The sequence below is a fragment of the Mesorhizobium sp. M0001 genome, assembly GCF_040324255.1.
In the GTDB taxonomy this organism is placed as follows: domain Bacteria; phylum Pseudomonadota; class Alphaproteobacteria; order Rhizobiales; family Rhizobiaceae; genus Mesorhizobium.
This window is the reverse complement of sequence record NZ_JAMYVS010000001.1, coordinates 716,966-742,256: the sequence shown is the minus strand read 5'-3', so window position 1 is coordinate 742,256 and position 25,291 is coordinate 716,966. Positions and strand designations below refer to the sequence as shown.

The following is a 25,291-nucleotide window of genomic DNA, read 5'->3' as shown; positions in this document are numbered from 1 at the left end:
CGGAAATTCTGTGGTCAGGCGACCACGGCTTCGCCGGAGGCGGCCATGATCTGCTCTTTGGTGGCGTTGGCGCCGAATTCGGCTGAAATCTTGCCGCGCCGCATGACGACGATGCGGTGGGCGATGCTGAGGCACTCATTGACCTCCGAGGTCGAGAAGACGACCGCCAGGCCTTGCGCGGCACGCTCGCTGAGCAAGCGAAAGACTTCGGCCTTCGCGCCGACGTCGATGCCGCGGCTCGGCTCGTCGAGAAGGATGACCTTGGGATTCGTCGTCAGCATCTTGCCTATGACGACCTTCTGCTGGTTGCCGCCCGACAGCGATCCGATCATGGCGTTGCCGCCCGCGGTCTTGATGGTCACCTTGCGGATCGAATCGTCGATCAGTGCGCGCTCCCTCTGCCGGGAGAGGAAGAGCCCCTTGGCGAATGCCTCGATGCTGGCAAGCGACAGGTTGCGGCCGACGGTCATGGTCTGAACCAGGCCATCGCGCTGGCGATCCTCGGGGACCAGAACCAGACCTCGGGCGATGCGCTGGGCAATGGTCAGTCCCGAAACGTCCTCACCCTCCAGCAGCGCCCGCCCGCCCGCCATGGGCACACGGCCGGCGACGGCCTCCAGCAATTCCGTGCGGCCCGCGCCCATCAGCCCATAGATGCAGACGATCTCGCCCGCTTTGACATCCAGCGACAGATGATCGACGACGTAGCCTGAACCCGAAGCGTCGGTGACGCTGACATCCACGATCGACAGCGCCACCGCGCCGAACTCGTGGCCGGTCGGCGGCGAGCCGAGATCGAAATTCTCGCCCACCATGTTGCGGACGATCCATTCGAGGTCGATGTCCTTGGCCTCGGCCGTTGCCGTGATCGCCCCGTCACGCAGCACGACGGCGTAGTCGGTGATCTGCAGCGCCTCTTCGAGGTGATGCGAGATGTAGACGATGGAGACACCGCGGCTGGTCAGATCGCGGATCACCTTGAACAGCACCTCCACCTCGGTCGCACTGAGTGCGGAGGTCGGCTCGTCCATGATCAGGATGCGGGAATCGACCGACAGCGCGCGTGCGATCTCGACGATCTGTTGCTGCCCCAGGCGCAGGTCCTCGACCAGGGTCATCGGATCGATGTCTTCTTCGAGGTCGGCCATCAGCGCCCGCGCCTGGCGCGCCTCCTCGGCGAAGTCGAGGCCGGTTCTGGTGCGCAGTTCGCGGCCCATGAAGATGTTGTCGCGAACGCTCAGATTCGGCGCCAGGCTGAGCTCCTGGTGGATGATCGAAATGCCGCGATCGCGCGCGTCCGAAGACGAGGCAAAGCTGACGAGATTGCCGTCGAGCACGATGTCGCCGGATGTCGGCGTCACCACGCCGGACAGGATCTTCATCAGCGTCGATTTGCCGGCGCCATTCTCTCCGAACAGGGTGGTGACCTTGCCGCGATGGATGTCGAAGTTGACGCCCTTGAGCGCGTGGACGCCGCCATACGACATGACGACATTGCGCGCCGAAAGCACGGCATCGCCAGTCGCGGGTTCTGTGCCGGCAGCCATTGTCATTTGACGTCCAGCCTCACCGGTGTGACCAGCCAGCTCTTCGGATTGACCAGCTTGAAGACGCCGACCACCGCTATTGTCTTGCCGGTCAAGGCACTGGTATCGACTTTCGCCAGCACCTCCTTCTTCATCTCGTTGTTCAGCGCCGAGCCGGCGTCCTGATACTCGATCTGGTTGGTGAACTGGCCGAAGGTGATCTTGCCGGTGGCGTCGCGAAGCTCGGTTCCGTTGATCGCCGGCCCAGTCTGTACGCGGACGGTCAACGTGTCCGGCAAACCGTCGACGGCGACCTTGTAGATGCCCGATTTTCCCTCGCCGACGACGCAGGTGAACTTGACCGAGATGACCGGTCCGACTCCCGCCGGCACGCCATATTCCTTTTCGGCCGTCGCCCTGTCCTTGGCGATCGCCGCCGCCACCGTCGCGGCGTCGGCGGCACGCGCTTCGACATCGGCCTGCACCTTGGGAAATTCAGACTTGCCGTAGTCGGCGGCCGAAAACACGGCGTTGCGAACATCGCCGGCAGAGCCGATCTTGATCACCTTGGTGTCGAGCGCCATGGCGCCGAGCAGAACCACAACCGCAGCGCCGGCAAGCACCCGGCGCAGGCCGGGCGAAGCTTGCCGGGCGGTGGCCTTCGCGCTCATGATGCAACCACCAGCGGTGCGGATTGTCCGTTGTCACGCATTCGAAGTTCCTCCGTTCACGTAGCGCTTCGCGGTCCCGGCTGCATCGTCGAGCTCGACCAGCGCGCGGGCCGTGCATTCGTCGGTGATCAGGCCGCTGAGATAACGGCTTTCGAGTACTGCCTTGATGGCGCGCACCTTCACCTTGCCGCCGGCGACGGCAACGATCCTGCGGCCCTTCAACTGATCGCGCGGAAGCGCCAGTATTCTTTCCGACAGCGCCGTTTCGACCGGACGCCCCTTGTCGTCGAAGAAATGCGCCAGCAATTCACCGACGCCGCCGTCCCGCTTGACCTCATCGATTTCGGAAGGCTCGATCATGCCGGTGGCGACCAGCGACGCCTCCCGCTCGGCCGTGCCTATTCCGACGAACATCAGGTCGGACCGGCTGGCGAGAGCGAACACATCGCTGATGCCGCGTTGGCCAAGCAGCACTTCACGGTCCTCGGCGGTATTGGCGACAAAAGGCACCGGCATGACGAAAGCCTGCGCGCCGGTCCGCTCTGCCAGGCGATGCATGACGTCGTGCGGGTTGGCGGCGAATTTGCGCGTCACGCCGCCAAGCAGCGAGACGAAACGGATGTGAGCAGCAGTTGCGCGCGTCAGATATTCGACGCTGGCGGCAAGCGTGCGGCCATGGCCGACGCCGATCAGCATGTCTTCGCCGCGATCGATTTCGCGCTTCAGGAACTGGGCGCCGGCAATGCCCAGCCCCTTGAGCGGCAGTTCGTCCTGATCGAGATCGGGAACCACCTCGCAATAGTGGAGCCCATAGGCGGCGATCAGGCGCTGTTCCAGGTCGACGCATTCGGCGACGTCGCCGTCGATGAAGACCCTGACCAGACCTTCCTGGTTGGCCTTGGTGATCAGCCTATGCGCCTTGAGGCTGGTCAGGCCAAGCCGCTTGGCCACCTGGGCCTGGGTCAGACCACCGGCATAGTGCAGCCAGGCCGCGCGCGTGGCGAGGCTGGATTCATGGTCGCGGTTTGCGCTTCCGCCGGAATTCAAGCTATCCCCTCCCCAGGGTGATAATATTATCTTTGTGTGCAAAAATTTTCATACCTTTGCACCGCTGTCAATCCCTCCGCAGATGGTTGCCTCAGCCGACGTTCGGCAGCCAACGCGAGCCTATTAGAAGGTGAGCATATAATATGACCATACGGTACTGTTAATTTAACGTCAATTTGTGTTACCGTATCCAGTGACGGCATGAGCCCGTAGGCGCCGGCAAATCCCAATCCGGGTGCAAAATGGGAAGGTTAATGCACACGGCGGAACAAGGGCAAATCGATCGGATTGCCTCAGGAAAAGCTAGGCGTCGGCGATCAAGCGATCAGTCCAGCCGCATCAGGTTCCTGCCCTCGAGCTCGACAACAGCGGCTTCGACCTCCCGCGTGAGGCGCTCGGTGCTCCACCCCAACGCCCGCCCGGCGATCGCGGCAATCTCCGTCAGGTCGCGGCTCGTCAACGAGCCGCCTATCGCCAACGTGCTGCGGCGCATAACGACATCGGCCAGATGTTCGACGAATTCGTTGCGCACGATGTAGTCGATTTCCGCCTTGCCGTAGCCGTCCGAGTCCGGCAGACGACCCTCATCATCCGACGCATGCCTGGCGATCTCAACGGCTCTGGTCCCGTAGCGCGACAGCAATTGATCAAGGCGCCCTTCCCCGGCGCCTGTTGCCTGCTGTGCCTCGGCCAGCCAGTCCGCGCGGGCCGGGGCGTTGGCCGGGAAATCCCTCCCGCCGCCGATCGGCATGGCTCGCGTCGTCACCTTGCGGCTGCGCTGCAAGCGCTTGAGTACGGTATCAGTGACTTCCTCGGCAAAGCCGCGGAACGTCGTCCATTTGCCGCCGACCAGCGAAATGACTGCAAAGGGCCTGTTGCCGTCCGGCTCGGCAACGGGCGCCGAATGATCGCGGCTGATCAGTCCGGGCGTCGCTGCTTCAGACGTCGGCAGCGGCCGGATGCCGCTATAGGCGTAGACGATCTGGTCGTGCTCGAACGCCATCCCCGGCAAAAGCGTTCGCACGCTGTCGAGCAGATAGTCGACTTCTTCGGGTTCGCAGCGCACCGCGTCGGGATTGTCGGCCTTGATGTCGGTCGAACCGACCAGCGCCAGGCCGAGATAGTCGTAGACCAGGCAGATGCGGCCGTCATCGGCCTCGAAATAGAGCATGCGCCCGGCCAGGCTTTTGACCAGTTCGTCATGCTTCAACAGGATATGCGAGCCCTTGGTGCCGCCGATCATCTTCGATGGAGCACCAAGCAACGCATTGACGTCGTCGATCCACGGACCGCCGGCGTTCACCACCAGCTTCGGCCGCACCGAAAAGGCCGCGCCGTTTTCCGGCTGGAAGGTGAGCACGCCATTGGCTGAAGCCGCCAGTGTCGTGTAGTTGGCACCGGCAGACGCCGCGTGAGCCTGCAAGCCGTCGAGGATCAGTTCCAGCACCAGCCTTTCCGGGTGACTTATCTTGGCGTCGTAGTAGGTGCCGGTGGCGACGATCGCCGGATTGAGCGCCGGCATCTCGCCAAGCGCCTGCCGCCGCGCGACCATGCGGTGGCGCGGCATGACCTGGTTTCGCGAACCATAGAAGTCGTAGATCATCAGCCCGATCTTGATCAGTATGGCGCCGCGGCTGCGCGGCGCGCTGGTCGAGCCGAACAGCGTTCGCAACGCCGCCAGCATGCCCTTGCCCCACGAGAAGATCGGGATGACGGTCGGCAGCGGGCTGACATAGTGCGGCGCGTTTTGCAGAAGCAGATTGCGTTCGAGCGTCGACTGCGCCACCAGCCCGAACTCGCCGGTCTCGAGATATTTCAGGCCGCCGTGGATGAGCCGCGACGGCGCGGCACTGGTGCCCGAGCCGAAGTCCGCCTTGTCGACGATCAGGCAGCTGACACCTTGCGCGCACAGATCGCGAAACAGCCCTGCCCCGTTGATGCCGGCGCCAAGAATGACGACGTCGACCTCGCCGGTCCCGGCTATCGCGGCGAGACGCCCGGCGGGATTGTCCGCCCCTGCTCCGTCTGTTCGGCTCATGGCGCTTTCGTCTTGACGATGCGCAGTTTCACCCCGGCCCGCTCGAGGCTCTGCGCCTGCGCATCGCCGAGGCCCTCGGTCACCAGCACGGCGTCGAAACTGGTCAGATCGTCGAAGACATGCAGCGCGATCCGGTCGAATTTTGCGTGGTCCACCAAAAGGATGCGCTTCACGGAGGCGGTCATCATCGCCTGCTTGACCCGCACGACATTTGGATCCTGGATGAAAGCAGTGGTTCCGGTGACGGCCGAAGCCGAACAGATCAGCACATTGGCGCGCAACTGCGCCACGGCGTTCTCGCAGACAATGCCGATATAGGCATTGTAAGTGGGATGATACTGGCCGCCGAGGCAGATGAAATCGATATCGTCCACATTGATCAATTGGCCCGCCGTCGAGACGCTGTTGGAAACGACGGTCAGCGGCTTGACGTCGAGCAGCAGCGTCGCGACCGCGTTTGCCGTCGATGAATCGTCCAGCATCACCACCTGGCCGGCCTCGATATAATCCAGTGCCGCCCGCGCCAGTGCATCCTTCTCGGCTCGATTGACGGTCACCCGGTAGCGGAAAGCGCTCTCGTAGAGGCCGGAAGGCTGGACCGTCACCGCACCGTGCAGCTTGCGCAGCACGCCCTGCTGCGCCAGCCGGTCGATATGCCGGTGGATGGTCATGCGCGACACGCCGAAATGCTCGACCAGATCATCGATGCGCACCTGGCCGAGCTTGATCACATAATCGGCGATCTCTTCTCGTCGTTCGTCGGCCTTGATCATGCGTTTACCCCCGCCAGCCTTTCGATATCAGGCCAATGCGACTTCAGTTGCTCGGCTATGCGGCAGTAGAGCGAAAACCGCTCATTGAACACAGCACTGGAGGCGGGCACGGGTTGATACGTCCGCTCCGTCATCCCGACCTGCCTGGCGCCCTCTTGCGGCGTCTTGAACAAGCCGACCGCAGCACCTGCGCAAAGCGCGGCACCGAGGGCCGCGGTCTCATCCGTCGAGGTGACGGTGACCGGGGCGTTCAGCACGTCGGCAAACATCTGGACGAAAGCAGGATTACGCGAGCCGCCCCCGGTCAGGCGGATCTCGCTGACGGCAAAGCCGTCGCGCAAGGCCTCGACATGGGTGCGGTGATTGAAGGCGATGCCTTCCAGAACCGCCTTCAGCATGTCGCCGCGATTGTGCCAGCCATGCAGGCCGACAAAGCTGCCGCTGGCCAAATCGCCATAGGGAGAGCCGAACAGATAGGGATGAAACAGGATGGTCGAAGGCTTCTTCAACGCCGCGTCGATCTCTCCCGCCAGCAATTCGTGGAGGGAGCCGCCATCCGTCCTGTCCTGCTCCGCGCGGCAAAACGTGCCGAGAAACCAGTCGTAGTTCGCGGTCGAGGCCGGCGAGATCGACATGTTGTTCCAACGGCCCGCATCGATGGCGTTGCGGCAGAACCAACGCCGGTCGACGCGCGGTTGCGAAGAGACGACTTCATTGATGGAATAGGTGCCGGCGACGATGGCGAGCACGCCGTCTTCATGGCCGCCCATGCCAAGCGCCGAGGCGGCCACGTCGTGCAGGCCGCAGGCGACCGGTGTTCCCTTGCGAAGGCCGGTCCTTTCGGCGGCATCGGCTGTGACTTGACCGGCGATGTCAGCGGAATGCGCCACCGGCGGCAGCGCGTTGAACAGATCCTCCAACCCGAAGATGCGCAGCGCTTCAGGCGCATAGGCTTGCGTGCGAAAATCCGTGAATGAAGTGCTGGCCTCCGTGCGGTCGGTCCCGATCGTGCCGGTCAGGCAAAAGCGCAGCCAGTCCTTGCAGGCCAGCACATGGCCGATGCGGCCATAGCGATCAGGATCGTTCTGCTTAAGCCACGCCAGCAGCGCCGACGGCGCCGAAACATGCGGCGTCTGGCCCGTCGTCGCCAGCGCATCGGTGAAAACGGTACCGGCGGACCACCTTTCGACAATGTCGCCGGCGCGGCTGTCGAGCGACAGGATGCCTGATCCCAAAGGCTGACGATCATGATCGAGCAGATAGAGACCATCGCCATGCGCGGTCGCCGCCACCGCCTTGATGTCTTCCGCCGGCCTGCCGGAGAGCGCGATCGCCTCCTTGATGGCGTCGGCTGTTGCTTGCCACAGGCCTGACATGTCGCGCTCCACCCAGCGCGCGTGGGGCATCGATTGCGGCACCCGGCGACGCGCCACGGACAATTGCGTGCCGTCGGCATCGAAGATGACCGCCTTGGTGACCGTGAGGCCGTTATCGATTCCGAGCAGGCTGGGCATGATCACCGCCTCTTTCAGCATTGGCGATTGCTACAGGGCGATCCTGCAGTCTGATGCAAGGGCGAAACACATGGCGACAACCCCGATTGAGCAAGGGGGACAAACGGCAAAAGCACCTCGCCGCAACAAAGAACTCATATCTTTATGTGAATTTAACGTCAACATACGCGACAAAAAGGCTTCGGCGCCAGGGAGCCACGGATGGATCTCGCGGTTGCCGGAGCGACGCGTTGTCAGCGGCTAAGGCCGTCGCGGATGGCGCTGAAATAGCGGTCGGTTCCGACCTGCCCGCCCTTGAGCGCCACCTCCAGCCCATCGATCGCCTCAATACGCGAGTGAGCGACGCAAAGCGGCGAGCCCGGCGACGCCGGCAACGGCATCCGCACGGTCAGCGCATCGACACCCATCTGGCCGAGCGCGTGGCTCGACGTATCGCCGCCGGCAACGACCACGCGCTGCAACTTCTGCTCGATGGTCAGCGCGCGAAGCAGTTCGCCGAGGCCCCGCCCGAGCTTGTGGCGGGCGCCTTCCTGGCGGTCGATTTCGCCCCCCCTGTCGGCCGCGGGTCCAAGGGCCGTGTAGAGAACGACGCTGCGCCCGGCTTCCAGACTGGCGCGACCGGCTGCCGTCGCGCGTGCGATCGCATCTCCGGAAGCTTCGGAGATCAGTTCGACGGGATCGACCTCGATGCCATCGAAGCCGTCGGTCAAAGCGTGCCGGATCTGTCGTTCGGTCGTCGGCGAACAACTGCCCGAGACGACCGCGATCCGGTCGGCGGCACCTGGCGGCGAAAATCCTGGCTCAGCTCTGACTGTCCCACTCGACACCCATTCGGCCAGCAGCGCATATTCGATCCCGGACGAGCCGACGACGAACGAACCGCCCGGCTTGCGGGCGCGCCATATCCCCTTGCCGGCAAGCGCCTGCGTCTCGAGGCTGTCGACATCGACAAGTACGATGTCGGTGCCCTCAGCGAGCAAGCGGTCGAAGGCTTCCGAGCGCGACACCGACTGCAACGTCGCGAGATCGACCAGCCCCGATGTGAGCTCCGTCTGCCGCGACAGATGGATCAGCAGGTCGGATTCATCCATCGGCGTCGTCGGGTGGCGGCTCATCACCGGATGGCGGTCGATGCGGAAATACTTTTCGCGATAGGCCGCGAACAAATGACCGAAGGCCGTGTAACGCTTGAGCTGCGGCGCCCCGACCAGCAGCGGCACGCTGTCCTGCACGAAGACCGAGCGGCCGATCTCGATGGCGCGACCGATGCTGCCGATGGTCGGGCTGGAATCGAAGGTCGAGCAGACCTTGTAGTGACAGATCGCGGCATTCAGCGTCTTCAGCCAGGCGAAGGCATCGCTCAGATGCGTGTCCATCCATTGTGGCGTCTCGCTGCGGCTGGTGCCGGCCAATCCAATGGCGCGGCAGTGGCTGAACTGCGCAAGCATGGCCGCGTCCGGCTGGCGCATGAACAGCACGGTCGGGACGCCGCCGAGTTCGAGCGCTTCCATGACGTCGGTCGAGCCGGTGAGGTCGTCGCCATAATAGCTGAGAAGCAGGTCTTGCATTGCTTCAGGCCGTTTTGCCGTCGCCGAATTTTTCGATCGACCGCGCCAGCTCCGGATGGCTCAAGGCGAAATCCGCCAGCGGAATGCCGTCGACCGCCGCCTGCCAGGCTTGCTGCACGGCACGCACCCCGGCGCCCGGTCCATCCGGATGGCTGACGATGCCGCCGCCGCACAGATAGAGCAGATCGACCGTCCGGCCGGTCCGTTCATAGGTCTCGGGCGCTTGCCCGCCCCATTGGCCGGAGCCCGCCACAGGCAAGGCGCAATCCTCAGGGGCAAAAATCGGCGTCGTCACCGCCTTGAAGGACTCGACGAAAGACGCGTCCGGCTCCCAGTATTTCGATTGGATGCCGTTGATCTGGAACTGGTCGACGCCGAGCAGCCGCCAGAACTGTTGCCAGACCTTGAAGTTCATACCGAGGCCGGGATGGCGGGTGAGGATGTCCCAGCCGTTGCGATGAGCGTGAAGCACCAGGCTGGAGCGTTTTCTCAAGAAGGCCAGGCCACCGAAACCGACGGAGTTGATGTTGACCACCGCGCAATTTCCGCCGGCCTTGGCCACCAGATCGTGATTGCGCATCATCTCGTCCGGGTCGGCATGCGAGATGCCGAAGGCGTACATCACCTTCTTGCCGGTCCTCTGCTCGTGGTCGAGGATCAGCGGCATGATTGCCTTTACCCGCTCCGCCAGCGGCGAATAGGCTGGGCTCATCAGCTTCTCATCGTCCTTGATGAAATCGACACCGGCGGCGATCAGCTCGCCCACCATCGCGGCGGTCTCGGGGGGCCGCAGCCCCAGCGCCGGCTTGACGATGGTGCCGATGATCGGCCGATCCGTGACACCTGTCAGCCTGCGGCTGCCGGCGACGCCGAATTGCGGACCTGGATGCGCGCCGCGGAATTGCTCCGGCAGCTTCATGTCGACAACGCGAATGCCGGTTAGGCCCTTGATCGAATAGGCGCCGCCGATGGCAATGGTCATCAGAGCCGACAGGTCGTGGCCGATGGCATCGAATGGAAAGGCGATGTCGACATCCGCGCGCTTGAACGGCCCGTTACCGGCCTCGGGAATGGAGGGGCGAAGTGCGTCCGGCAGGTGCCGAATGGCCAGGACACGCGCGGCCACCCGGGCTTTCAGTTCCTCGGTCTCGCCGGGCAGCGCGACGAAGGTTCCAGTCGACTGGTCGCTGGCGATCTTGGCTGCCAGCGTCTCGATGCTGCCTGATGTCTCGATGCGGTAGGTGAGCGTGATCATGGTTCGTTGTCTGAGGCCGCAGGGGGTTCGAAAAGAGTTCCTTGATCGTCGGAATCTGGTATAATGAGTACATAAGCTTTGCAAGCAATATCCTGTCTGGCGGCTATGGGCGATCGGGGCGACAGCCATTCCGGGAACAGCTGCGGCAGTGCTAGACAGACACAGGTCAAGGGAGTGATTCGCGACGATGAACCGTTCGGAGCCGATCGTCCGGCGCAAACTTTCCGACGAAGTGTTTTTGCGGCTGAAGCGCCTGATCACCAGCGGAGAATTGACGCCGGGCGACGACATGCCGTCGGAGCGCGAGTTGATGGAGCGCTTCGAGGTCGGCCGTCCCGCGATCCGCGAGGCGATGCAGGCGCTGAGCAATATGGGCCTCGTCGCGATCTCGCATGGGGAACGCGCCAAGGTGCTGCAGCTGACCGCCAAGTCGATCATCAAGCAGGTCGACGGCGCAGCCAAGATCATCCTGTCGTCGTCGAAGGACACGCTGGAGCACCTGAAAACGGCGCGCATCTTCTTCGAGCGCGGCATGGTCAGGGAAGCCGCCGAAAATGCCACTGCCGAGGACGTTGAGCAGCTGCGGGCCACAATTGCCGAACAGCGTGGCTTTCGCGGCGATTCCGAGGCTTTCATTTCAGCCGACATGAAGTTTCACACCCAGATCGCGGCCATTTCAGGCAACCCGATCTATATCGCCGTCAGCGAGGCGATGCTCGGTTGGCTGAAGGAATATCACACCGAAATGCTGATCTGGACCGGCAAGGAACAGTTCACGCTGACCGAGCATGAAGAGATCATCGGCCGCATCGAGAAGAAGGATGCCGACGGCGCCGAGAAGGCGATGATCAAGCACCTCGAGCGCTCGCGCGCGCTTTATGTGATGAACTCCGGCAACTGATTTCAGCCGATCCGCGTGATCGCGTAAGGGGTCATCACCAGTTGGCCTCGGCCAAACGCTGAGATGTCGACCGTCACGTCGTCCGCCGTCAGGTTCGCCAGCCACGCCACGGTCTTGCCCGAAGCGGAGCGGCCGGCCAGCGCCAGCACCTTGGTCTCGTCGCTCGTTTTCGTCGCCACATACGTAAGGCCGGCCAGTTCGCAAAGCCCCTTGATGGCATCGAAGATCGGCCGAGGCGATCCTTCCGCGACGGGTTCGCCGGATGCTGCGAGCACGCCGAAAGGCCCGGCGAAGCCGGACAGCGTGAGCAGTTCCAGCCCGGCCGGCGCGACACGCGCGGCATAGCCGATCGCCCATGCGGCTGCGAACAGGCCGGCATGGCGAGGGTCGCGATCGGCCATGGCGATGCGCTGGCCCCCGGGATTGCCCTTGGTCGCGCCGCCATAGGGGTTCTGGCGCATGGCGATCGTCGATGGACCGATGCGGTAAGGCTTTTCCCCGAAGATCGCCCGCGCCGACGCGGTGATGAAGGGCAGCGCCTCCAGCGACTGCATGACGCTGAGATCGTCGGCGGCGTGCACGATCGGGCACGTGCAGTGGGTGACGAAATCGAGTTGGCCCGCCGGCACGCGCTTGCGGTTGAGCTCGGTGAAATAGCTGAACATGCCGCCGCCGAGCCGGATATCGGGAAAGGCGCGACGGGCCGCGGCATAGACGTCTTCGAGCGGCGGACAGTCCGGCCACGCGCTGCCCGGCGGTGTCGACTGCCGGTCAACCGAAGGCGAGACGGCAATGGCCGAAAGCTTCAACCCGGCTTGACGCACCATGTCGGCAACGCCTGACAGCTCGGCATCGAGGTCGCCCGCGCAGGCAACGACGCATTCCAGCGTCGTCTGCACCGGATAGGCGGCGGTGAGCCTTGCATAAGACTGCAATGCTTCGAGACCGTGGCCGCGCGTCGGATCGTAGTGGAAGACAAGTTGCTGCGGGCCGAGCTCGGTCAATGTCGAAAGATTTGCGAGCGCTGCTTCGACCTCATCCGGGTAGATGATCACGCCGAGATCCGGCAGCCTCTGCCCGGTCTCGCCGAGTTCGACGCTGACCGGTTCGGCGGCAGATGCTGCGGCCGGCATTCCCCCCTCGCCGGTGATGCGCAGGCTGACCGTCTGGCTTACAGTTTGGCCGGCCGGCAGCACATAGGGCCAAGGCAGCGCCAGTGGCCGCACATAGGTCTTGTAGGACGCGTCCGACCAGTTGCGCTGGTCCTCCATCTCGAAAGTGTCGCCCTCCATCCGGCATTCGGCAGTGATGCCCGGCCGGACCTCGTGGGTGATCGCGCGCAAATCCTTGAAAGGCTGCCAGGGATCGATCAACAGCGGCAGTTTCGTCGCCACCACGCTGCCGTCGGTATGCTCGACCGTGACCGGGCTGCCGGCGAGGCCGGCGATCGGATGCAGGACGCAAAAACCGCAGCGATTGGTCTCGAAATCGCTTTCAGGGACCGCGCTGACGTCGAACACTAGGTGACCGTTGGCGGAGCCCTTGATCGTAGCGCGAAAGTCGAGCCGGCTTCCGCCCGGTGCTAAGCAAGTTGCGGAGTAGCTGACGGAGAAGCTGTCGGCGTCCTGATCGACGGCAAGGTCCGTCAGCGCCGGTTCATAGGTGCCCCAGTCGCGGTCGCGCACGATGTAGGCGATGGCGCGCAACACTTCGATGCCACCGTAACGGATGGTGCGCAGGTTGCCGTTGACAAAGTCGGCGCTGAGCAGACCGGCATTCAGCCTGACCGGCTCCGCCTCGACGGCATGCGTACCGTAGAGGAGGAAGGCGTCGGCTGTCATGTCAGCAAGCCATCCAGGTGGACAGGTTCGTGGCTCGCGGCGCCCAGATAGGCCGCCTCGACCAGCGCGAATGTCTTGAGGTTGTCGGCGCCCGAGGTCGCCGGCTCGGTTCCCTTTGCCAGGCAGTCGACCCAGTGCTGCTGGATGGCGACGACGCTCTCCTGGATGTTGTGCCATGGGCGCGATGCCCAGGCGAGTAAGGGCGGCGAAACGTCGGTGATCTTCGTGCCGCTCCTGCCGGTGACGGTGAGCCGATATCCCTGCGCCAAGCGGATCGTGCCGTCGCTGCCGTCGATCTCGATCAGCGTTTCGGGAAACGGTTCGGTGGCGAGCTTCGTCGCGTAGCTACAGTCGACCACTGACGTCGCCCCGCTCTTGTGGTCCATCAGCATCGTCGCGACATCTTCGCCCGCGATGCCGGGGTTGATGCGCGCGGTTCGCGTCGTGATCGTCGACACGTCGCCCAGTAGAAAACGGGCGATGTCGAGACTGTGGATACCGAGATCCTCGATGATGAAGCGCTTTCCCTCGGCGAGATAGGGCTGGCCGGAAAACACGTCATAGGCAGAGCGGAAGGAGATGCGCCCGAAGAACGGCGTGCCGATCTCGCCGCTGTCGAGCACGGCACGCACCGCCTGGATCGCCGACTGCCAACGAAAATTCTCATGCACCATCAGCGGTACGCCGGCTTCCACGCAGGCCCTCACCATCGCCTTGGCGTCGGCAAGCGTCGGCGCGAACGGCTTTTGGCAAATCACCGGCACACGGTGCAGCGCCGCCATCTCGACCAGCGGACGATGGCTGGGAACGGTGGTGGCGATATCGACGAAGTCGAGGCTTTCGCTTGCAAACATCTCTGCCGCGTCGGTGTAGCGCTTCGCAATACCGAACTGGTCGCCGATGATGCGCAGCCGCTCCGGGTCGCGGTCGCAAATGGCGACCATCGCGGCGCCTTCAATGTCGCGCCAGGCATGCATCTGGTTGATGGCAAAGAAGCCGCAGCCGATGAGCCCTCCCCGCAACTCCGCCATGCTCAGCCTGCCTTTGCCATCTGCATCAGCGTCACCCGGCTCTGCAGCCGGCGCTGCGCTTGGTCGACGACGACGGCGACGATGATGACAAGGCCCTTGATCACCATCTGCCAGAAGGAACTCACGCCCATCATCACCAACCCGTCCGAAAGAATGCCGATGACGAAGGCGCCGACAATGGTGCCGCCGATCGTGCCGCGCCCACCCGACATCGAGGTGCCGCCGAGCACTGCCGCCGCGATGGCGTTGAGCTCGAAACTTTCGCCCGTTGCCGGGTGCGAGGCCATCAGTTCCGACGAGATGATCAGGCCGACGATCGCCGCGCAGAAGCCGGAGAACATGTAGACGAACATTTTCACCATGTTGACACGAACGCCCGAAATTCGCGACGCCCGCTCATTGCCGCCGACGGCGAAGATGTGGCGGCCGAGCGGCGTGTATTTGGCGAGATAGGCCGCAGCCAGCGCGACGACGATCAGGATCCAGATCGCCACAGGCAGGCCAAGCAGCCGCCCGGCGCCGAGGAAACCAAACCCGGTGGTGCCGAGCTCCGGCTTGCCGACCAGGTTGGGGAAGGTGCGGCCGTCCGACGACAGCAACGCCAGGCCGCGCGCGACATAGAGCACGCCGAGCGTGGCGATGAACGGCGCGACGTTCAGCCTGGTGATCAGCAGTCCGTTGACGGCGCCGATCAATATGCCGACCGCCAGCGTGATCAGCGCGATCTCGACGACGTTGAAATAGACGGTGTAGCCGAATTGCAGGTCGATGCCGTTCAGCACGAGGTAGCCGGCGACCATGCCACACAGGCCGACGATCGAGCCGACCGACAGGTCGATGCCGCCGGTGATGATGACGAAGGTCATGCCCATGGCGAGGAAGGCGTTCAGCGCCACATGTTTCGACATCAGGATCAGGTTGGCGGTCGACAGGAAATTCGGCGCCGCGATCGAAAAGAAGATCAAGACGGCGATCAGCGCGATGAACGTCCTCGCCTTCATCAGCGTCAGCAGCAGCGAGCCGCTCGAGACGGAGGAGACAGCCGCCTTGGCCGGGATGTCAGTCATGGGCGCTTTTCTCCGTGTGCGGGGTCGGTCCGTGGCCAAGTGCCGAGGCGGCGACAAGGGCTGCCTCCGTCGCCTCGGAGCGATCGAACATGCCCGTCAGTTTTCCATTGCTCATCACCGCGATGCGGTCGGACAGCGCCATCACCTCATCGAGATCCGAGGTGGCGAACAGAATGCCCAACCCGTCGCGCGACAGTTTGCGCATGGTGCGGAAGACGTCGGCCTTGGCGCCGACATCGATGCCGCGGCTGGGCTCATCCATCAGCAGCACCTTCGGCCCGGTGAGCAGCGCCTTGCCGATCACCACCTTTTGCTGGTTGCCGCCCGACAGCGACGACACCTCCTGCGCCGGGTGGGCGACCTTGATCGCCAGTTCCCGCACCATCTGCATCACCGCCTGCTTCTCGTGGCCGCCGCGGATGTGGAACAGGCGGACAAAGCGCGACAGGCTGGCCAGCGTCAGATTGCTGGCGACGGAGAGGATCGACACCAGCCCTTCGCGTTGGCGGTCTTCGGGGATCAGCGCCAGCCCGCGCCGGATACGCCGCGTCGTGTCGCGCTCCTTGACCTTTTTGCCGGCGATGAAGATCGCGCCGGTAGCCTGGCCATGGCGGCCCATGATGCAGTCGAACAGCTCGCTCCGCCCGGCGCCCATCAGGCCGTATATGCCGAGGATCTCGCCGGCGCGCAGCGACAGCGAGACGTGATCGACCGCCAGCCCGCCGGTGGCGCGCGGCAGGCAGATGTCCTCGGCGCGGAATATTTCTTCGCCGGGAACATGGCCGTCGGCCTTGGCGAAATCCTTGGCGTCGGAGCCGATCATCTGCCGCACGATCCACCGCGTGTCGACGTTTTTCATCTCTTCCTGGCCGGTGATGTGTCCATCGCGCAGCACCGTGATGTAGTCGCCAATGCGGATCAGCTCTTCCAGCCGGTGCGAGATGTAGACGATCGCCACGCCGCGCGCCTTGAGGTCGGCGATCACCTTGAACAGGATCTCGACTTCGGCCGCACTGAGCGCCGAGGTCGGCTCGTCCATGATCAGGATGCGCGCATCGAGCGAAACCGCCTTGGCGATCTCGACCAGCTGCTGCTGGCCGATGCGCAGATCCTCGACCAGCATGTCGGGCCTTATCCCGGCCTGCAGGCGTTCGAGAAATTGCGCCGCGCGACGCTCCTGCTCCTTGCGGTCGATCTTGCGGAACCGGTTGGTGATCTCGCGCGTGGCGAAGATGTTCTCGGCGACGGTCATATTGCCAAACAGGTTCAGCTCCTGGAACACCATGCCGATGCCGCGGTTCACCGCGTCGCCCGATGACGAGAAGGAGACCTCCTCCCCTTCCAGGAGGATCCGGCCGAGCGTCGGCTGTTCGACGCCGGCGATGATCTTCATCAGCGTCGATTTGCCGGCGCCGTTTTCGCCGACCAGCACATTGACGGCGCCCTTGCGCACCTCGAAATTCGCGCGCTTGACCGCGACGGTGCCGGAATAGACCTTGGAGACGTCCTCCAGCTTCAAGACGACATCGTGAGCAACCGCAGCGCTCATGGCTTCCGCCCGATTTCTGCCTCCGCCGGCGTCACCAGCGGCAGGTCCTGGCCGCTCTCGAGCGTATAGGCGCCGAGAACCTTGGCGGTCCGGCCTTCCAGCGCGTCACGCGGCAGTTTGGCAAACAGGGCCTTGACGGCATAGGCGTTGAACGCCTTGCCGAACTGGGCAAAGTCGATCTGATTGGTAAAATCGTTGAACTGGATGAAATCGAGGCTGTCGCGCAGCGCGGTTCCCCGCATCGCCGGTCCGATTTGCACCCGCGCATCGGCCTTGCCGTCGCCGTCGACATCGACATCCATGGTCGCTGCCCGCGACTGCGTGTTGGCGGCGATGATCTTGCCCTCGACGCGAACCGCGAAGGTCCAGGGCGAATTCGCCTGCTTCTTCGGATTGCCATATTTGGCGCCGGCGGAAGCAGGATCGGTTTTTGCCAGAGCGTGGACTTCGGCAAACGGCCCGGCTTTCTGCTGGAGGTAAGGCACGACCTTCGCCGCCCATATCTCCTCGACCATCTTGTCCGGGTTGAAGACGGCGGCATTGCCGCTGTCCCCCGAAGGGGTCGGGAGGATCTTGCAGGCGGTCAGGCTGATGCCGACTGCAACGACAAGGATCGGCCAGTTCGGCTTGTTGTTCAGCATGATGGTTTGTTGTTCAGCATGGTGGTCGGCACCCACGGAAAATGGCGGCGAGGGACGACCCTTGGGTCGCCCCTCGCTGTTCATGTCACGCCGGCTCAGTTGGTCAGCGCAAACGTTTCCAGCTTGGCAGCATTGTCACCATTGACCAGAACGCAGTCCATCAGCTGCTTTTCCTTGGCCGGCGACTTCTTGTTCTTGATGAAGTCGTTGGCCTGCTCGACCGCCATCTGCGCCTGCGCATAGGCCGGCTGCAGGACGGTTGCCTTGATGCCGCCCGCGGTGATGGAGTCGCGCACGTCGTTCGATCCGTCGAAGCCGACGACGATGACGTCCTTGCGGTTTGCCGCGACCAGCGCCGCATAGGCGCCCATCGCCATCGTGTCATTGCCGGAGATGACGCCCTTGATGTCAGGGTTGGCCTGCAGGATCGATTCCATCTTGGCGTAAGCCTCGGTCTGGCTCCAGTTGGCCGATTGCTGGGCGACCATCTTCAGGTCCGGATAGTCGTCGATGACGTCATGATAGCCCTTCGAGCGGATGCCGGCATTTGTGTCGGATTCCTTGCCGACCAGCTCGACGAAATTGCCCTTCTCGCCCATCAGCTTGACGAACTCCTGCGCGCCGAGCTGGGCGCCCTGGTAGTTGTTGGAGACGATCTGAGCCACGGCGACGCCGGTGGCGTTGATCTCGCGATCAATCAGGAACGACGGCACGCCCGCGTCCTTGGCCTTCTGCACGGCAGCGACAGTGGCGTCGGCGCCGGCATTGTCGAGGATGATCGCCTTGGCGCCGCGACCGATCGCCGTATCGATCAATTCGGATTGCTTGTTGGCGTCGTCGTCATGGACGAGCACAAGCGCTTCGTAGCCGAGTTCCTTGGCCTTGGCTTCGGCGCCGACGGCTTCCGCCTTGAAGAACGGATTGTCGTGCGAGGGCGTGATGATGGCAATCAGGTCGGCCGCATAGGCGGGTACCGCCGTGCCAAGCGCCAGCATGCCGGCGAACGCCGCAAGTGTCATTCTGCGTGTGAGTTTCATGATGTCCTCCCGTTTGAAAAATTGCCTTGATAAATCAAGGCCTCTGCATTCGAATTCATCGCGCAACGCGGGCCGCCGATCGGTTCAGGCTGAATGCCGTTGCCGGCTTCCCAAACGGTCGTTGCTCCCCCGCCCCTCCACCCGTCCAGGCTCGAACTCCCTGCGAAACCTTGTGGATCCGAGTCAAGAACAGCTAAGCCAACTGGTATGATGAGTCAATCACTAATTGAGGTGACATGTGCCGCTGAGCAAAAAACATCTGGCTGTCATAGCGGGTGTGTCGAGCGATCGAGGCACTCCGGCCAGCGCCCGACTCGGCCAATCTCAGGTAATGCGCCGAATGCTCGCGGCGATCTCTTCCGGCTCGAACACCCGCTTCCAGTCGTCGCGCATCAGCACCGGCTTGCCGAACTCGATCGCCTTGTTGCAAGCGTCGGAAAACACACCCTTGGTCTCGCCGAAAATGACGGCGCCGAGCACGTTGATGTGGCCGAGCAGGAAGTCGAGCGCCGCCTGTTGGTCGACGCCACGCGCGACGACCTCGTCGACGGCTTCCTTCATGACGACAAGCAGTGACGCGCACACCGTCTCCGATAGACCGGGCTCCAGCAGCGCCATCTGTTCGACAGTGACACGGTGCGAGCGCATGACCGGCGCCCAGATGATTTTCGCGACCGCCTCGCCCTTGGCGTAATCCGCTTCCGGTCCCTGCATCAGCGCGCTGACCATATGCTGCTTGGCCTTGACGCCGCCAAAATAGTCCTTCTTGGCCGCCATGTCGGTCTCGTCGTTGAAGATCGGCGGATGACAGGGATGGGTGACGAAATAGGTCAGGTCCGGCCGGTTGGGCAGATGGCCGGCGAAGGGTGCGGCCGCATCGAGCACTATCACCATTGTGCCTGGCGCCAGTTTGCTCTCGATATCAGCCGCCACCTTGCCGATATGCGTGTCGGGAACGGCCAGGATGACAATATCCGCCCCGTCGAGCGCCGCATCGGCACTGACCGCGTCGAAGCCCAGTCCGGTCTTCAGCCGCTCGCGGCCGGCCTCGCTGACCTCGACATGGCATACCGTGTAGGGCGATCCGCGAAAATTGGTCGACAGGCGGTAACCCATTTTGCCGCCGGCACCGAACAGCGCAATCGTCGTCATCTATCCCTACTCCCGCATTAAACGACGGCCGCGCCGATCGTCATGTTATTAACTGGTATAATCACCTTACCACGAATTGAGGAGTTGAACAGGGCTTTGATGAGGCCATGCGGTCGTCTGTTTGGCATTCCGCTCGCACGTGGCGGGCCTATAGCTGCCTGGGTCCCTGGTCTTCCCAGCCCGAAAACTATCCCTGCGCCGCGAGTTCTCGTAGCGCCTTCAGGATCCAGTCACGCGCCGGCGTCCTTCTTCAACCAGGTGAAACCGGTAGCGATCGCGTATGAACTCGTTGAAAAATTGCCCTTTCGAGAAGGCGGCGCGGAACGCCGCATAGGTCTCGGGCTCGACCTCTTCATAGTCGTAGCGGGCTCCGCTCGGGACGAACCAGACCGAGAGGATTTTCGTCGACGGGTCGTAGTGGGTGTTGCGAATGGCAGTGGACGGCATGTCGAAAATCCTGCTTCGTCCCCAAATCTTTCGCCCCAAATCCTGCTTCGAACATGCGTAATGCCGCAACGATGCGGAGGTTCCGTCAGGGAGGCGCACCACAACGCCGAAAATCTTGCCCGGGCCGCGAGGCTTCCTATCTCTCCGTCAGATGTCACAGACGAAATCCAGTACAACAGCGTATGCCAGCCAGGGCGATCTCTTCGGCGCGGCCGACACGCTGCCGGAAGGATTTTCTTACCGGCCTAGCCTGATCACAACGGACGAAGAGGCGGAACTGGTCCGTCACCTCAATGAACTGTCCTTCAAGCCGTTCGATTTCCATGGCCATATTGCCAACCGGCTGGTCGCCGGCTTCGGCTGGCGCTACGACTACGACCGGCGACAGGTCGTCGAAGCGCCGCCCATCCCGAAATTCCTGCTGCCGCTTCGCGACAAGGTCGCGGATTTTGCCGGCAGGCAGGCCACGGAATTCGCGCAAGTGCTCATCAACGAGTATCGGCCGGGCGCGGGCATAGGTTGGCATCGCGACAAGCCGCATTTCGATCTCGTCGCCGGCGTCTCGCTGCTGGCGCCCTGCAGCTTTCGGCTGCGCCGCAAAAAAGGCTCGAAATGGGATCGCGAGACGATCGAGGTCGAACCGAGGTCCCTCTATCTCATGGACGGTCCGGCGCGCCACGAGTGGGAGCACAGCATTCCGCCGGTCGCCGGGCACCGCTATTCGATCACGCTGCGCACTCTGAAATAGACGATACTCCAAGCCACGCAGCAGCCGCTCTGGAAGGCAGCACGCAGTTGTGCTTCGATTGCATATGAGCGTTGATCGCAGCAAAATCCCGGCCATCCGCGTGGCGCTCTTTCTGTGGGCATGCCTGTCCTGCGTTCTGGCTCTGCAGTGGCTCGTCGACCTCGGCATGGTCGGCTTTCCCGACGGATACATAACGCCCTATGCCCGAGCAACGAGCACGCTGTTGCATGTCCTTGTCTGGGCATGCCTGGCTCAAAGTCTCTACTTCGCTTGCCGAGCCTTGCTTGGCAAACGCTTCGAGCCTGCTCCTCTCTTCCTGCAAATCCTGATCGCCGCCGCACTGACTGTCGTGCCGGCATTCATCGTAAAACACTGTCCGCGGTCTCAGGTATGCAGCAACATCTATGAAGCGCTCACGAATACGATGATGGACGACGGCACCGGCGGATGACGTTGTGTCTCCAGTAGCTGACGAGAGTTAGAACTTTGGCGTCGCGCCGCGCGGTGGCGGTAAAACCTGGAGGAACCATGCGAAAGATCCTGGCATCGATGCTGCTGTTCGCGGCAGCGCTATCTGCAAACCCCGCTCGGGCGCTGGACAGTACCATCCCGCCGGTTGTCGTCACACCGCTTGCCGATCGCAGCCAGACGGCGTCCGGTCAGCCGATCGTGCTGCCGCAGAAAAATGTCCAGGTCCTGGTTTCAACCTATGACATTGCGGTCGGCGCCACTCTGCCGGTGCACAAGCACCCGTTTGCCCGCTACGCCTATGTCGAGGCCGGGACACTCAAAGTGACGAATGTCGAGACCGGCAACAGCAACACCTACAAGACGGGCGATTTCATCATCGAGATGATCGGCCAATGGCACCAGGCCACCAACATCGGCGACGCCCCGGTCAAGCTGCTGGTCATCGACCAGGTCGAACAAGGCGCCAAGAACACGGTGCTGCAGAAACAATAGATCTCTCGCTACGGACCTAGGCAGGGTTGCCGGGCTGGCCCAAGCAGCGACTGGCTGTTCCGGCTTCCCCACCAACCGAGCCGATGCTAGGGCTGGCCGTCATGCAATCATGAAGGATCGCCCCTTGGCAGGAAATGCTCGCCCCCTGATCGAAATCTGCGTCGAAGGCATCGATGGACTGCTGGCCGCGCAGGCCGCCGGCGCCGACCGGGTCGAGCTCTGCGCCAGCCTGGTCGAAGGCGGCATCACGCCCAGCCTCGGCACGGTGCGCGCCGCACTCGAGAGCGCGACCATTCCCTTCCATGTCATCGTGCGGCCGCGCGGCGGCGATTTCCTCTACAGCGAGGCCGAATACAGCTCGATGCTCGCCGATGTCGCAGCGCTTCGTGACCTCGGCGTCGCCGGTGTCGTCGTCGGTTGCCTCAATGCCGACGGCACCATCGATGAAACCCGCATGGGCGCGCTGGTCGATGCCGCCGGTCCGCTCGCCGTCACCTGCCACCGCGCCTTCGACATGACGCGCGACCCGGCCGAGGCGCTGGAAGCGCTGATCCGCTGCAAGGTCGGCCGCGTGCTGACCAGCGGCCAGAGGGACACCGCGGTGGAAGGCGCCGGCCTGTTGGCGGATCTCGTCCGCCAGGCCGACGGCCGCATCATCATCCTCGGCTGCGGCGCGCTGGACCCCGAAAACATCGCCGGGGTGCTGGCATCAACCGGGCTGACGGAACTGCATTTCGCCGCGCTCAAGGACGTACCGAGCGCCATGGCCTACCGCAACCCGCAAGTCGGCATGGGCGGCGGCGATCTGGACCGCGAATACCGCACCACAGTCACCGATGGGGCGCTGGTTGCAGCGACGATTGCGGCGGCCAGAGCATGATGAGCGAAGCCGTGACTGGGCCGTCGCCGATCAGCCGTGTCTCGCCTCAGGACGAAGCGGCCATCCTCGCACTCAACAATGAGCACGCCGCCGAACTGTCATGGCTCGACCCCGAACGGCTGTCTTTCCTGCTTGGCGAAGCGTTTTACGTCAGGCGCATCGGCACGCTCGAAGCCTTCATCATGACCTTCGACCAGAATGCGGCCTACGACAGCCCGAATTTCCTCTGGTTCCGCGAGCGCTATCCACGCTTCGTCTATGTCGACCGCGTCGTCGTCGCGGCGCAAGCGCGCGGCCGCGGCCATGCCCGCCGGCTCTACGAGGATCTGTTCGGGGAAGTCGCACGCGCGGGCCACAGCATCGTCACCTGCGAGGTCAATGTCGAACCGCCCAATCCGGCTTCGGACGCCTTCCATGCGGCGCTTGGCTTTGCCGAGGTCGGTGACGCGGTGATCCATGGCGGCAAGAAGGCGGTGCGCTACTACCTCAAGGAGATCGCCGGCTGATGGGTCGCTGGCTGATGATCGGCAAGCAGATCGCCACGGCAGCATAAGATTAGGAGTCCGTAGCCCTCACCAATTCCGGTTCAGCCAGGCCCGCGCGGGCTTCTCGACCAGATAGTAGCTGCATAATGCACAGGCGAAGACAGCCGCCAGCATCGGGATCGGCGCACTGCCCTGCTCGGCGACGAATTTGTAGAAGGGCTGTTGCCAGAGATAGAGCGAGTACGACCATAGCCCGATCATCACCATCGGCCTGGATGAAAGCAGGCCGGTAAGATGCCAGTTGCTGGTGTCCAGCGTATTGACGGCAAGCGCCAGCAACGGCACCGCCAGTAGGTAATGGATCGGCGTCGGCACCGGATCGAGGAACAGCAATATAGCCGCCGCCGCCGACACGAGGCTGACATAGGGGCTCTTCAGGAATGCCGGCAGCCGGTCATCGTGCTTGAGCAGGCAGATCGATGCCGACAGCAGGATCGAGGCGATATGCACATCGGTGCGCCAATAGCTGTGCTCGTAATCCATGCCGAGTGCCCAGTACGAAATGGCGCCATTGGCCATCGCCAGCAGCGACAGCGTCACCAGCAGCCGAACGACATTACCCCGCCCGGTCACCACCACGCTGATCAGCGCCAGGATGATGTAGGCATGCTCTTCCACGCATAGCGACCAGATGTGGTCGAGCGCGCCGGCGCGGGTGATGAGAATTCCGGCATAGTTGTAGGTGAATGTCAGCGCCGTCAGCGCCGCCTTCCATTTGAAGCCGATAAAGGTGCCGGAGAGCCCGATCATGGCTGATGTCACGAACACCAGCAGCGCGGGATAGATGCGCGAAAAGCGGCGCTTGAAGAATTTTTTCAGCGGAAAGCGTTCGATGAACAGTATCTCGCCCATCAGCCGGCCTGAGAGCACGAAGAAGAACTCGACGCCGAGCACGCCGAGATTGATCCCGGGAACGGGGAAGAAATGGCCGATCAGCACCAGTGCGATCGAAAGCCCGCGCCAGCCATCGAGATAGGCCAGTCTTGCTCTGGCTGCTTTGTCGGCTGTGGCCCGCGGCAGGGCAACAGACGCTGCGGAGATGTCGGCCATGCCCCGTCCTTCGCACTCAAGAACCGATGCAGCGCGCATCGCTGCGCCACGGATTCGCCTCGTATTCCCGCCCAGTTTATATTGCAGTGCGGGATAACTTTGTGCAAGTGCGAAGCTTTGAGATTGGCGCGTGTTGGCGCCAACGTTTGTGATCGCAAAAAAGAAAGGGGCCGCAATGGCCCCTTCCCGTCTCGAATTGGCACTGTTCAAGCGTTGGCGGCGTTCACCGCGCGCTTGGCCATCACGGCGATCAAATTGGCGCGGTATTCGGCCGAAGCGTGGAGGTCGGTCATCAAATTCTTCGCCGGCACTTTCACGCCGTCGAGCGCCGATGCGGCAAAATTCTTCGCCAGTGCTGCTTCGATCTCCTTCGAGCGGAACACACCGTCATCGCCGGCGCCGGTAACGGCAACGCTGACCCCGTCCTTGCCCTTTGCCACGAACACGCCGACGATCGCATAGCGCGAGGCCGGGTTGCGGAATTTTTCGTAAGCAGCCTTGGCCGGCGCGGTAAAACTCACCGAGGTGATGATCTCGCCTTCTTTCAGCGCCGTTTCGAACAGCCCGGTGAAGAATTTCGCGGCTGAAATCTCGCGCTTGTTGGTGACGATGGTGGCGCCCAGCGCCAAGAGCGCCGCCGGATAATCGGCGGCTGGGTCGTTGTTGGCGACCGAGCCGCCGATCGTGCCCTTGTGGCGCACCGCCGGATCGCCAATCAGCGACGCAAGGTGGGCAAGCGCCGGACAGGCCTTCCGCAGCTTCTCGTCATTGGCGACGTCGTAATGGGTTGTGGCGGCGCCGATGGTGACGGTCTTGCCCGACACCTTGACGCCTTGCAGCTCCTTGATCCGCGACAGGTCGATCAGGTCGGACGGTGCGGCGAGCCGCGTCTTCATCGCCGGGATCAGCGTCATGCCGCCTGACAAAAGCCTGGCGTCGCCGCTCTTCACCAGCTTGGCGGCGTCGGCGACCGAGGCGGCGCGGTGGTAGTTGACTGCGTACATGTGATCCTCCCCTGAAGTGGTTAGGCAGTAGTGAGTAGGGAAT

General features: G+C 63.2%; 24 protein-coding genes. 6 read left to right on the top strand and 18 right to left on the bottom strand.

Annotation, left to right across the window (positions count from 1 at the left end; genetic code table 11):
* Nucleotides 1-14: 14 nt before the first annotated feature.
* The 8 genes from NKK50_RS03495 to oiaX all read right to left on the bottom strand — a co-directional run bounded on the left by NKK50_RS03495 (nucleotide 15) and on the right by oiaX (nucleotide 10,392).
* Nucleotides 15-1,553, bottom strand: coding sequence for a sugar ABC transporter ATP-binding protein (locus NKK50_RS03495; RefSeq protein ID WP_023744766.1), 1,539 nt, complete (start codon nucleotides 1,551-1,553; stop codon nucleotides 15-17).
* Nucleotides 1,550-2,197 (bottom strand): DUF2291 domain-containing protein, encoded by a 648-nt coding sequence (locus tag NKK50_RS03490; protein ID WP_023744765.1) that lies wholly within the window; start codon nucleotides 2,195-2,197, stop codon nucleotides 1,550-1,552. Before NKK50_RS03490 ends, NKK50_RS03495 begins: the two co-directional genes overlap by 4 nt.
* Before the next feature lie 33 nt (nucleotides 2,198-2,230).
* Nucleotides 2,231-3,244: a sugar-binding transcriptional regulator gene (locus tag NKK50_RS03485; protein WP_023706021.1), complete on the bottom strand. Its 1,014-nt coding sequence runs from the start codon at nucleotides 3,242-3,244 to the stop codon at nucleotides 2,231-2,233.
* A gap of 325 nt (nucleotides 3,245-3,569) precedes the next feature.
* A complete protein-coding gene (locus NKK50_RS03480) occupies nucleotides 3,570-5,282 on the bottom strand; it encodes a glycerol-3-phosphate dehydrogenase/oxidase (RefSeq protein ID WP_023744764.1) in 1,713 nt (570 codons plus the stop codon).
* On the bottom strand, nucleotides 5,279-6,055 hold the full coding sequence (locus NKK50_RS03475) for a DeoR/GlpR family DNA-binding transcription regulator (RefSeq protein WP_031193112.1): 777 nt from the start codon (nucleotides 6,053-6,055) through the stop codon (nucleotides 5,279-5,281). The genes NKK50_RS03480 and NKK50_RS03475 overlap by 4 nt, the downstream gene beginning before the upstream one ends.
* Complete coding sequence (locus NKK50_RS03470; protein ID WP_023744763.1) at nucleotides 6,052-7,569, bottom strand: FGGY-family carbohydrate kinase; 1,518 nt, start codon at nucleotides 7,567-7,569, stop codon at nucleotides 6,052-6,054. The genes NKK50_RS03475 and NKK50_RS03470 overlap by 4 nt, the downstream gene beginning before the upstream one ends.
* Nucleotides 7,570-7,802: 233 nt before the next feature.
* Nucleotides 7,803-9,137, bottom strand: a complete 1,335-nt coding sequence (locus NKK50_RS03465) for a four-carbon acid sugar kinase family protein (protein ID WP_023744762.1) — start codon at nucleotides 9,135-9,137, stop codon at nucleotides 7,803-7,805.
* 4 nt (nucleotides 9,138-9,141) lie between these two features.
* Entirely contained in the window at nucleotides 9,142-10,392 is a 1,251-nt protein-coding gene (oiaX, locus tag NKK50_RS03460) for a 3-oxo-isoapionate-4-phosphate decarboxylase OiaX (protein WP_023744761.1), read from the bottom strand.
* 187 nt (nucleotides 10,393-10,579) lie between these two features.
* On the opposite strand from oiaX, the gene NKK50_RS03455 reads away from it, so the two are divergent.
* Complete coding sequence (locus NKK50_RS03455; RefSeq protein ID WP_023672607.1) at nucleotides 10,580-11,293, top strand: transcriptional regulator NanR; 714 nt, start codon at nucleotides 10,580-10,582, stop codon at nucleotides 11,291-11,293.
* Nucleotides 11,294-11,295: 2 nt separating this feature from the next.
* Here the strand turns inward: NKK50_RS03455 and apnL are convergent, their stop codons facing one another.
* From apnL to NKK50_RS03415, 8 genes are all read right to left on the bottom strand, one after another.
* The gene (gene apnL / locus NKK50_RS03450) at nucleotides 11,296-13,134 is read right to left on the bottom strand and encodes a D-apionate lactonase (RefSeq protein ID WP_352543105.1); all 1,839 of its coding nucleotides are present in this window, start codon (nucleotides 13,132-13,134) and stop codon (nucleotides 11,296-11,298) included.
* Nucleotides 13,131-14,165 carry a Gfo/Idh/MocA family protein gene (locus NKK50_RS03445; protein WP_023744759.1) on the bottom strand — a complete coding sequence of 345 codons (1,035 nt, stop codon included), beginning with the start codon at nucleotides 14,163-14,165 and terminating at the stop codon, nucleotides 13,131-13,133. The genes apnL and NKK50_RS03445 overlap by 4 nt, the downstream gene beginning before the upstream one ends.
* A 2-nt stretch (nucleotides 14,166-14,167) precedes the next feature.
* Nucleotides 14,168-15,232 carry an ABC transporter permease gene (locus NKK50_RS03440; protein ID WP_023688190.1) on the bottom strand — a complete coding sequence of 355 codons (1,065 nt, stop codon included), beginning with the start codon at nucleotides 15,230-15,232 and terminating at the stop codon, nucleotides 14,168-14,170.
* Complete coding sequence (locus NKK50_RS03435; RefSeq protein ID WP_023744758.1) at nucleotides 15,225-16,781, bottom strand: sugar ABC transporter ATP-binding protein; 1,557 nt, start codon at nucleotides 16,779-16,781, stop codon at nucleotides 15,225-15,227. The genes NKK50_RS03440 and NKK50_RS03435 overlap by 8 nt, the downstream gene beginning before the upstream one ends.
* Nucleotides 16,778-17,422 carry a DUF2291 family protein gene (locus NKK50_RS03430; protein ID WP_352499607.1) on the bottom strand — a complete coding sequence of 215 codons (645 nt, stop codon included), beginning with the start codon at nucleotides 17,420-17,422 and terminating at the stop codon, nucleotides 16,778-16,780. The genes NKK50_RS03435 and NKK50_RS03430 overlap by 4 nt, the downstream gene beginning before the upstream one ends.
* A 95-nt stretch (nucleotides 17,423-17,517) precedes the next feature.
* Nucleotides 17,518-18,459 (bottom strand): D-ribose ABC transporter substrate-binding protein, encoded by a 942-nt coding sequence (locus tag NKK50_RS03425; RefSeq protein WP_023823037.1) that lies wholly within the window; start codon nucleotides 18,457-18,459, stop codon nucleotides 17,518-17,520.
* 324 nt (nucleotides 18,460-18,783) lie between these two features.
* Complete coding sequence (locus NKK50_RS03420) at nucleotides 18,784-19,611, bottom strand: phosphogluconate dehydrogenase C-terminal domain-containing protein (RefSeq protein WP_352499606.1); 828 nt, start codon at nucleotides 19,609-19,611, stop codon at nucleotides 18,784-18,786.
* A 219-nt stretch (nucleotides 19,612-19,830) separates the two neighbouring features.
* On the bottom strand, nucleotides 19,831-20,058 hold the full coding sequence (locus tag NKK50_RS03415; protein WP_023681706.1) for a KTSC domain-containing protein: 228 nt from the start codon (nucleotides 20,056-20,058) through the stop codon (nucleotides 19,831-19,833).
* Nucleotides 20,059-20,209: 151 nt separating this feature from the next.
* Here NKK50_RS03415 and NKK50_RS03410 point away from each other — a divergent pair, with 151 nt between their 5' ends.
* The 5 genes from NKK50_RS03410 (at nucleotide 20,210) to NKK50_RS03390 (ending at nucleotide 23,155) form a co-directional block, all read left to right on the top strand.
* Nucleotides 20,210-20,806, top strand: coding sequence for an alpha-ketoglutarate-dependent dioxygenase AlkB (locus tag NKK50_RS03410; RefSeq protein WP_352499605.1), 597 nt, complete (start codon nucleotides 20,210-20,212; stop codon nucleotides 20,804-20,806).
* A 64-nt stretch (nucleotides 20,807-20,870) separates the two neighbouring features.
* Nucleotides 20,871-21,257, top strand: coding sequence for a hypothetical protein (locus NKK50_RS03405; protein ID WP_352499604.1), 387 nt, complete (start codon nucleotides 20,871-20,873; stop codon nucleotides 21,255-21,257).
* 77 nt (nucleotides 21,258-21,334) lie between these two features.
* Nucleotides 21,335-21,769 (top strand): cupin domain-containing protein, encoded by a 435-nt coding sequence (locus NKK50_RS03400; protein WP_352499603.1) that lies wholly within the window; start codon nucleotides 21,335-21,337, stop codon nucleotides 21,767-21,769.
* A 109-nt stretch (nucleotides 21,770-21,878) separates the two neighbouring features.
* Nucleotides 21,879-22,649 carry a copper homeostasis protein CutC gene (locus NKK50_RS03395; RefSeq protein ID WP_488377191.1) on the top strand — a complete coding sequence of 257 codons (771 nt, stop codon included), beginning with the start codon at nucleotides 21,879-21,881 and terminating at the stop codon, nucleotides 22,647-22,649.
* Nucleotides 22,649-23,155 carry a GNAT family N-acetyltransferase gene (locus NKK50_RS03390; RefSeq protein ID WP_352499667.1) on the top strand — a complete coding sequence of 169 codons (507 nt, stop codon included), beginning with the start codon at nucleotides 22,649-22,651 and terminating at the stop codon, nucleotides 23,153-23,155. Before NKK50_RS03395 ends, NKK50_RS03390 begins: the two co-directional genes overlap by 1 nt.
* Before the next feature lie 66 nt (nucleotides 23,156-23,221).
* On the opposite strand, the gene NKK50_RS03385 is transcribed toward NKK50_RS03390, so the two are convergent.
* Nucleotides 23,222-24,244, bottom strand: a complete 1,023-nt coding sequence (locus tag NKK50_RS03385; protein ID WP_023710723.1) for an acyltransferase family protein — start codon at nucleotides 24,242-24,244, stop codon at nucleotides 23,222-23,224.
* Nucleotides 24,245-24,450: 206 nt separating this feature from the next.
* Nucleotides 24,451-25,248: an FAD binding domain-containing protein gene (locus tag NKK50_RS03380; protein ID WP_023710724.1), complete on the bottom strand. Its 798-nt coding sequence runs from the start codon at nucleotides 25,246-25,248 to the stop codon at nucleotides 24,451-24,453.
* Nucleotides 25,249-25,291 lie beyond the last annotated feature (43 nt).